General features: G+C 74.2%; 7 protein-coding genes. 5 read left to right on the top strand and 2 right to left on the bottom strand.

The window, feature by feature from the left end:
• Positions 1 to 48 precede the first annotated feature (48 nt).
• The 5 genes from ACZ6Q9_RS29405 (at position 49) to ACZ6Q9_RS29425 (ending at position 6,891) form a co-directional block, all read left to right on the top strand.
• Positions 49 to 960, top strand: coding sequence for a RecB family exonuclease (locus tag ACZ6Q9_RS29405; protein WP_396830421.1), 912 nt, complete (start codon positions 49 to 51; stop codon positions 958 to 960).
• A gap of 295 nt (positions 961 to 1,255) precedes the next feature.
• The gene (locus ACZ6Q9_RS29410) at positions 1,256 to 2,452 is read left to right on the top strand and encodes a sensor histidine kinase (protein WP_393262177.1); all 1,197 of its coding nucleotides are present in this window, start codon (positions 1,256 to 1,258) and stop codon (positions 2,450 to 2,452) included.
• 85 nt (positions 2,453 to 2,537) lie between these two features.
• Positions 2,538 to 3,227: a response regulator gene (locus ACZ6Q9_RS29415; protein WP_393262180.1), complete on the top strand. Its 690-nt coding sequence runs from the start codon at positions 2,538 to 2,540 to the stop codon at positions 3,225 to 3,227.
• Positions 3,228 to 3,574: 347 nt separating this feature from the next.
• Positions 3,575 to 4,342 carry an ABC transporter ATP-binding protein gene (locus tag ACZ6Q9_RS29420; RefSeq protein ID WP_350704290.1) on the top strand — a complete coding sequence of 256 codons (768 nt, stop codon included), beginning with the start codon at positions 3,575 to 3,577 and terminating at the stop codon, positions 4,340 to 4,342.
• Positions 4,342 to 6,891, top strand: coding sequence for an ABC transporter permease (locus ACZ6Q9_RS29425; RefSeq protein ID WP_396830423.1), 2,550 nt, complete (start codon positions 4,342 to 4,344; stop codon positions 6,889 to 6,891). Before ACZ6Q9_RS29420 ends, ACZ6Q9_RS29425 begins: the two co-directional genes overlap by 1 nt.
• A gap of 51 nt (positions 6,892 to 6,942) precedes the next feature.
• Here the strand turns inward: ACZ6Q9_RS29425 and ACZ6Q9_RS29430 are convergent, their stop codons facing one another.
• Entirely contained in the window at positions 6,943 to 7,596 is a 654-nt protein-coding gene (locus tag ACZ6Q9_RS29430; RefSeq protein WP_393262186.1) for an HAD family hydrolase, read from the bottom strand.
• Positions 7,597 to 7,783: 187 nt separating this feature from the next.
• Positions 7,784 to 8,575, bottom strand: a complete 792-nt coding sequence (locus ACZ6Q9_RS29435; RefSeq protein ID WP_393262625.1) for a neutral zinc metallopeptidase — start codon at positions 8,573 to 8,575, stop codon at positions 7,784 to 7,786.
• Positions 8,576 to 8,729: the final 154 nt, after the last annotated feature.

Genomic DNA, 8,729 nt, shown 5'->3' on the forward strand with positions numbered 1-8,729 from the left:
GGAGCGGCGACGGCGGAGGTGTCACACCGGTGCCCTAACCTTCCGGGCATGACGGCGGAACCGGTGACCACGCAGCAGCCCGCGACCCCGGCCGAGGTGCCGGCGACGGTGCGGGCCTCGCTGTCGCCGTCGCGGGCGGCGGATTTCAAGACCTGCCCGCTGCTCTACCGGTTCCGCAGCATCGACCGGCTGCCGGAGCGGCCGACCGTCGAGCAGGCCCGGGGCACGCTGGTGCACGCCGTGCTGGAGCGGCTGTTCGACCTGCCCGCCGGCGCACGCACCCCGACGGCGGCGGGCGACCTGGTGGCCCCGCAGTGGGACCGGCTGGTCACCGAGCAGCCGGAGCTGGCGGGGCTGTTCGCCGACGGCGACACCCCGGCCGCGGCCGAGTTCCTCCGCTCGGCCGCCGCGCTGCTGGAGGGCTACTTCGCGGTGGAGGACCCGCAGCGGCTGGAGCCGGCCGAGCGGGAGAGCCTGATCTCGGCGGTGGTCGACGAGGAGCTGCTGATCCGGGGCTATCTCGACCGGCTCGACGTGGCGCCGGACGGCGCGCTGCGGGTGGTCGACTACAAGACCGGCGGCGCGCCCCGGGAGGCGTTCGAGGCGCGGGCGCTGTTCCAGCTCAAGTTCTACGCGCTGGTGCTGTGGCGCACCCGGGGCGTGGTCCCCCGGGTGCTGCGGCTGCTCTACCTCAAGGACGCGGAGGTCTGCGACTACGCCCCGGACGCCGAGGAGCTGCTCCGCTTCGAGCGCACGGTGGTGGCCCTGTGGCGGGCGATCGAGCAGGCGACCGCCCGGCAGGACTTCCGTCCCCGGCCGAGCCGGCTCTGCGACTGGTGCAGCCATCAGGCCCTCTGCCCGAGCTTCGGTGGCACCCCGCCGCCGTTCCCGACGCAGGTGGCGACGGATCCGCTGCGCGACGCCCGGTCCCGCCCGGCGGCCCCCGGCGCCGACGAGTGACGCCGCCGCACGCGACGCGGCCCCACGTCGTCAGGGGGATACCCACGGTCGACCGGTGGCGCAGCGACCGCACGGACCGGTGAGCGACCGGGTGCGCGGGCCGGCGGACCACCGGGCGCACGGCCCGGGGAGCCGGCGGGCGCGAGGGCCGGCGAGCCGCCCGGGTGCCCGGACCGGGGAGCCGGCGGGCGGCGGGCGGGCCCTGGCGCGGTGGAGGCGGTCTCCTCCTCAGGGATGAGGCCGGGCTCACCGTCGGCGACGATCAATCCGGCGTGGCGGCGGCTAGCGTCGCGGTATGACTTCGGGCCCGAAGGCGTGGCTGCGCCGGCACCCGCTCGCCGCGGACGCTCTCCTCGCCGTCGGGCTCGTCGGGGCGGAGATCGTGTTCACCTTCCTCACCCCCCGCGATTACTGGCCGCCGCACCTGCTGGCGACGCTGGCCTGGAGCCCGGTCTGCGCCGCGCCGGTGGCGCTGCGCCGGGTCGCGCCGTGGCCCGCCGTCGCCGCGGCGGTGGCGACGCTGGCGCTGCCCGTCCTGCTCGACCTGACGCCGGCCGCGCAGGGCCTGACCTTGCTGGTGCTCACCTACACGGTGGCCGCGACCCGGCCGCTCCGGACGGCGGTCGCGGCGGCCCTGGCGCTCTGGCTGCCGGCCGCGGTGGTGAACGCAACCGCATCCCTGGACGGGGTGATGGAGGGCGTCAGCTCCGCGTACCTGGTGGTGAACAGCTTGCTGACGGGGGCGGTGTCGTACTCGGTGGGCCGGGCCGTGCACGGGCGCCGGGCCGCCACGGAGGCGCTGCGGGAGCGGGCCCGGGCCGCCGAGGAGAACCAGCGTTCACTCGCCGAGCAGGCGGTCGCCGACGAGCGCCGCCGCATCGCCCGGGAGCTGCACGACGTCGTCGCGCACCACGTCAGCGTGATGGGGGTGCTGGCCACCGGCGCCCGCCGGGTGCTGCCGAAGGACCCGGACGCGGCCGACGGGGCGATCGCCACCATCGAGGCGACCAGCCGGGCCACCCTGCGGGAGCTGCGCCGGCTGCTGGACGTGCTGCGTACCGACGCCGAGCCGGCCGCCGACCTGGCCCCGCAGCCGGGACTCGCCGGCATCGAGGCCCTGGTCGACCAGGTGCGCGAGGCCGGCCTGCCGGTGACGCTGCGGGTCGAGGGCACCCCGGGGGCGCTGGAGGAGGGGGTGGCGCTGACCCTCTACCGGATCGCCCAGGAGGCGCTGACCAACGCGCTCAAGCACGCCGGCACGGCCACGGCGGAGGTGCGGCTGACCTTCGACGAGGGCGCGGTCGGCGTCGAGGTGGCCGACACCGGGCGCGGCCCGGGGCCGGGCGGCGACCGGATCGGGCACGGCCTGGTCGGGATGCGGGAACGGGTCGCCCTCTACGGTGGGGTCCTGCGCACCGGGGCACGCCCCGGCGGCGGCTTCCGGGTTTCCGCGCGGATCCCGGTGGAAGGCCGTGGCGCGGTGGCGGCATGACCGGCGCGGGGGCGTACGGGAGAATCGCGGCCGGGCCGCGGAACGGGGTGACGGCGTGGCCGGGGACCAGGGACGGGGGCAACAGGTGACCGAGGCGACGGTGCCGGCGCGGCGGCCGGTGCGCATCCTGCTCGCCGACGACCAGCCGTTGCTGCGTACCGGCTTCCGGATGGTGCTCGGCACGGAGGACGACCTGGACATCGTGGCCGAGGCCGGGGACGGCGTCGAGGCGGTGGACCTGTCGCGCCGGCTGCTGCCCGACGTGGTGCTGATGGACATCCGGATGCCGCGGATGGACGGGGTCGCGGCGACCCGGGCGATCGTTGACGCCCGGCTGCCGGTGCGGGTGCTGATCCTGACCACCTTCGACCTGGACGAGTACGTGGTGGGGGCGCTGCGGGCCGGGGCGAGCGGCTTCCTGGCCAAGGACGTGCCGGCCGACGACCTGGTCACCGCGATCCGCACGGTGGCGGCCGGGGACGCGGTGGTGGCGCCCCGGATCCTCAAGCGACTGCTGGACCGGTTCGCCGACCTGCTGCCGGACCCGGCGGCGGCCCCGCCCAAGGGCCTCGGCGCGCTGACGGAGCGGGAACGGGAGGTGCTGGTGCAGGTGGCCCGGGGGCTGTCCAACGCCGAGATCGCCCGGGCGCTGTCGGTCAGCGAGACCACCATCAAGACCCACGTGGGGCACGTGCTGACCAAGCTGGGGCTGCGCGACCGGGTGCAGGCCGTGGTACTGGCGTACGAGTCGGGTCTGGTCCGCCCCCGGGCGTAGTGGCGCCCGCCCTGGCTGTTTTCGCAGGCGTACCCGAAGATTCCCCGCGGCCGGGAGGCGCCGTTGCCGTCGTCACCTACCGTGACCGGAGATGGCGCGGCGCGGTTGACCCTGACGTGGCGTCACTGTGCAGGATCGGTCCCCGACGGGCGGGAAATGCGATCGACCGGACGCCGGGTCAGGGGCAACCCTGAGCCGGGGTCGGGGGCACCCGCACCCGCGAAATAGGCACCGGCTCCGCCCGGAGTCGGACGGATCGGCGCCGACAAGCACCGATGATGGAGACTGCCGCGCCGGACCAGCGGGGGCGGCGCGGATATCAAAAACAGACGGAAGAGGTAGATGACGTGACCGCGACGGTAGGCCAGCAGGCGCAGGCCGCGGCCCGGGCGAACGACGTGTGGAAGGTGTACGGCAGCGGCGAGGCGCAGGTCATCGCGCTGCGGGGGGTCAGCGCGGAGTTCGAGCGGGGCCGGTTCACGGCGATCATGGGCCCGTCGGGCTCGGGCAAGTCGACGCTGATGCACTGCCTCGCCGGCCTCGACTCGGTCACCCGCGGCACGGTGTCGATCGGCGACACCACCGTCACGGGCCTGGGCGACGCGGGCCTGACCAAGCTGCGCCGGGACAAGGTCGGCTTCATCTTCCAGCAGTTCAACCTGCTGCCGACCCTGACGGCGAAGGAGAACATCCTGCTGCCGCTGTCGATCGCCGGGCGCAAGCCGGACCCGGCCTGGTACGACACGGTCATCGCCACGGTGGGGCTACAGGACCGGCTGGGCCACCGCCCGGCGCAGCTCTCCGGCGGGCAGCAGCAGCGCGTGGCCTGCGCCCGCGCGCTGGTCTCCCGCCCCGAGGTGATCTTCGCCGACGAGCCGACGGGCAACCTCGACTCCCGCTCCGGCGCGGAGGTGCTCAACTTCCTGCGCAACTCGGTGCGTGAGCACGGGCAGACGATCGTCATGGTCACCCACGACCCGACCGCCGCCGCGTACGCCGACCGGGTGGTCTTCCTCGCCGACGGGCAGATCGTCTCCGAGCTGATCGAGCCGACCGCCGACACCGTGCTGGACACGATGAAGAAGCTGGACACCCCCACCGAGGTGGCCCGCTGATGTTCCGGGCGACTCTGAAGAGCCTGCTGGCCCGCAAGGTCCGGCTGATCCTCTCCGGCCTGGCCGTGGTGCTGGGCGTCATGTTCGTCTCCGGCGCGTTCGTGCTCACCGACACGCTCGGCCGCTCGTTTGACTCGATCTTCGCCGACGCGTACGAGGGGGTGGACGTCAACGTCGCCGCCAAGCCGAAGATCGACGTCGCCGAGGCCGAGGGCATGCAGGCGGCCCAGCCGTTGCCGGCGGCCACCCTGGACAAGGTCCGGGCGGTGCCCGGCGTGGCCGAGGCGACCGGCGTGGTCGGCGTCGACGGGGCACGGCTGATCGGCAGCAACGGCAAGGTGGTCACCTCGTTCGGTCCGCCGCAGATGGGCGAGAACTGGACCGGCGAGAACGACCTGGTGCAACTGCGCGAGGGACGGGCGCCGCAGGCCGACGACGAGATCGTGGTCAACAAGGCGCTGGCCACGGCCGGCAAGGTGAAGGTCGGTGACCGGGTCGGCGTGCTGACCCTCCAGCCGAAGCAGGAGTTCACCATCGTCGGCGTCTTCGGCTACAGCGGCGGCCGGGACTCCATCGGCGGCGCCAACGAGATCATGTTCACCACGCCCGTCGCGCAACGGCTGATGCTCGGCGCGCCGGACACCTTCAGCAGCATCACGGTCACCGCCGCCGGCGGGATGTCGGACGAGGCGCTGCGCGACGCCGTGGCCGCCGCGGTGGGCGCCGACTACGAGGTCAAGACCGGCGAGCAGCTCTCCGACGAGGCGGCGGCCAGCATGAAGGAGGCGCTGTCCTTCTTCAACCGGATCCTGCTCGGCTTCGCCGCGGTGGCGCTGCTGGTGGGCACCTTCCTGATCCTCAACACCTTCTCGATCATCGTGGCGCAGCGCACCCGCGAGCTGGCGCTGATGCGCGCCATCGGGGCCAGCGGCCGGCAGATCATCGGGTCGGTGGTGCTGGAGGCCATCGCGGTGGGGCTGATCGCCTCGGTGCTCGGCCTCGGCGCCGGCATCGGCATCGGCGCGCTGCTGGCGTACCTGTTCAGCACCTTCGCCGGCGGGCTGACCCTGGCCGGGGTCGGCGTGCCGCTGTCCGCGGTGATCGGCGCGTTCGCCGTCGGCCTGGTGATCACCGTGGTGGCGGCGCTGCTGCCGGCGCTGCGGGCGTCCCGGATCCCGCCGATCGCGGCGATGCAGGACGTGGCCAACCCGGACCGTCCGCTGACCAAGGTCACCGTGGCCGGCGGGATCGTCACCGCCGTCGGCGCCGGGCTGCTGGCCCTGGGGCTGACGGGCAACGCCGGGGGCAACACGCTGGCCACCATCCTCGGCGGCGTGCTGTTCGCCTTCATCGGCGTGGCGCTGCTGACCCCGCTGATCAGCCGCCCGGTGGTGAGCCTGCTCGGCGCGATCTTCGCCTGGTCCGTGCCGGGCAAGCTGGGTCGGCTCAACTCCGGCCGCAACCCGCGCCGCACGGCCATCACCGCCGCGGCGCTGATGGTGGGCATCGCCCTGGTCACCGGGGTGACCGTGATCCTGGACTCGGCGAAGAGCAGCATCAGCGCGCTCACCCAGGACACGCTCAAGGCGGAGCTGGTGATCTCCGGGGCACAGAGCGGCCCCCGACCGCCGAGCTTCGACTCCGGGGTGCTGGAGAAGGCCGCGGCGATCCCCGGAGTGCGCCTCGCCGACGGCGAGTACGGCGACATGGCGGTGGTCGGCGGCAAACGCACCTGGGTGGGGGCGAGCAGCGACGTCGCCGCACTGCGCACGATCTTCGGCGCCGAGGCCACCGCCGGGAACATCGACCGGCTCGCGCCGGACGAGATGCTGGTCAGCTCGGACACCGCTGAGTCGCGCGGGCTCTCCGTCGGCTCCCAGGTGCCGGTGCAGCTGGCCCGGGGCGAGGCGCGGACCTACACGGTGACCGGCATCTACGCCAGCTCCGAGCTGACCAACCAGGTGGTGCTGCCGCCGCAGGCGGCGCGCGACTTCGCCATCCCGCAGCCGATCCAGGGCTTCATCCAGCTGGCCCCGGGCACCCGGGTCGCCGACGTACAGCCGCAGATCGAGGCGCTGCTGGCCGACTCCCCAGAGGTGTCGGTGGCCGACCGGGAGGCGTTCATAGACCAGCAGGCCGGCCAGCTCGACGGCCTGCTCACGATGATCCAGATCCTGCTGGCGCTGGCCATCGTCATCGCCGTGCTCGGCATCATCAACACCCTGGCGCTGTCGGTGCTGGAGCGCACCCGGGAGCTGGGGCTGCTGCGGGCCATCGGTCTGCGCCGGGCGCAGACCATGCGGATGGTCACCGTGGAGGCGGTGGTGATCTCGGTCTTCGGCGCGCTGCTCGGCGTCGCCGTCGGCAGCGGCCTCGGCGCGGCCGTGGTCGAGGCGCTGCGGGACGAGGGGATCACCGACCTGGTGCTGCCCTGGTCCCAGATGGGGGTCTTCCTCGGCCTGGCCGCGATCATCGGGGTCATCGCCGCGGTGCTGCCGGCGGTCCGGGCCGCCCGGATCAACGTCCTGGGCGCCATCGCCCACGACTGACCCACCAGGCACGACGAGGGGCCCCGCCGACCGGCGGGGCCCCTCGTCGCGTCAGACGCCGGCCGGCGGCGCGCCGAGCAGGGCCGCCAGCAGCTCCAGGTCCGCGCCGGTCAGGCTCTCCAGCTGGTGTACGCCGTCCAGCCGCCCGATCGGCACCTCCGCCGGCACGGCCAGCACCGCCGCGCCGGCGGCGAGCGCGCTGGCCACCCCGGTCGGCGAGTCCTCGATCGCCACGCAGCGGGCGATCGGCACGTCGAGCAGCCGGGCGGCGGTCAGGTACGGCTCCGGGTGCGGCTTGGCCGCGTCGACCTCGTCGCCGCAGACCACCACGTCGAAGCTGTCCCGCCCGAGGGTGTCCAGCGCGACCTCCACCAGGGGCCGGACGCTGGAGGTCACCAGCGCCGTCGGGATGTCCGCCGCGCGGACCGCCCGCAGCAGCGTCAGCGCGCCGGGACGCCAGCGCAGCCCGGTGCGGAACAGCTCCAGGATCCGGGCGTTGATCCACGCCGCGCTGACGTCGGGGTCACGGTGCGGCTGGCCCAGGTCGTCGTGCAGAATACGCATCGACGCGGCCATGCTGGTGCCGACCATCGCCTTGCGGGCCGCCTCGGAGAGGGTGGCGCCGTACTCGGCCGCCAGCTCGCGCAGCGCGACGTCCCACAGCTTCTCGCTGTCGACCAGGGTGCCGTCCATGTCGAAGAGCACGGCGGCGGGGTGGTGGCTGCTCAGAACATCCTCCCTCGGGTGGCGTACCCGGGAATCCTTTCAGCCGGGACGCCGGCGGCGCGCCCAGGTGCCGCCGGCGTGACCTGGCCGACGGGTTGCGGGCGGCGTCGAGGCCGGACGACGCCGGTCGCCGTCGCCCCGGTGCCGGGCGAACTTCGGGTCCCGCTCAGCCGAGGCCGCAGGCGCCCAGGGACTGCTCGTAGCCGCGGAAGAAGGCCTCGGTGCGCTGCTCGGCGGTGCCGTGCGAGCCCTCGGCGAACCATGGCTGACCGGGGTCGTCGCCGACGGCGAGCAGCCCCTCGCGGAACTCCTCCAGGTCGCCGTCGTCGAGCTCCAGCGCCCCCGAGCGCACCGAATCACCCAGGTACGCCCCGGCCATGCAGTCGGCCTGGAGTTCCTGCTCGATGGTGAAGCGGTACTGGATGCCGAGCCGGGTCTGGATGCCGTGGGCGTACTCGTGGCCGAGCAGGTAGAACACGAACGCGTCGCCTACCTGGCGGAACGCCCCGACCGACCAGTTCACGTCATAGGCGATGAAGTCGCCGGCCGAGCAGTAGATCGCGTTGTTGCGCGGCAGGACCTGCCCGCCGCAGGACACCTCGCCGTCGCGCTGGTACGGGACGACCTGCCGGATCGGGCGGAACCGTTCCCCCGAGGCGCGGAACCGGTCGGCCCAGTACCGCTCGGCGATGCGCCGCGCGTCCGTGACGTCCCGCTGGAACTCCTCGACGCTGGTGGTGCCGTCGGCGCGGGTCTGCGCGGCGCCGGGCGGGGCCGTCCCGTCGGGGTCCTGCCCCGCAGGCTCGGACGTCCCGCCGACCACGCACCCGGCCGCCACGACGAGAGCCACCGCGAGGCCGGCGAGCGCGCTCGGCGGCCGGCGTCCCACGCGCGTCGTCACTGCGCCCTCCCGGCTTCGGCGATGCCGTGTGCAGTACCCCGGCGGTCCGCGGGTCATGCCCGGCCGCAGCCCGCGACGCCGGTCGGGCATGCCCGCGCCGCCCGCCTCGACGACGCCTGATTCCCTATCGGGGATCGGCTGTCAAGGTGCTGGCTGGCTTGACGGTGTAGGTCGGCTGGTTGGACGATCGCTGGTGGGGGAGGTCGCCTCG

The sequence above is a fragment of the Micromonospora sp. NPDC049139 genome, from assembly GCF_055586845.1.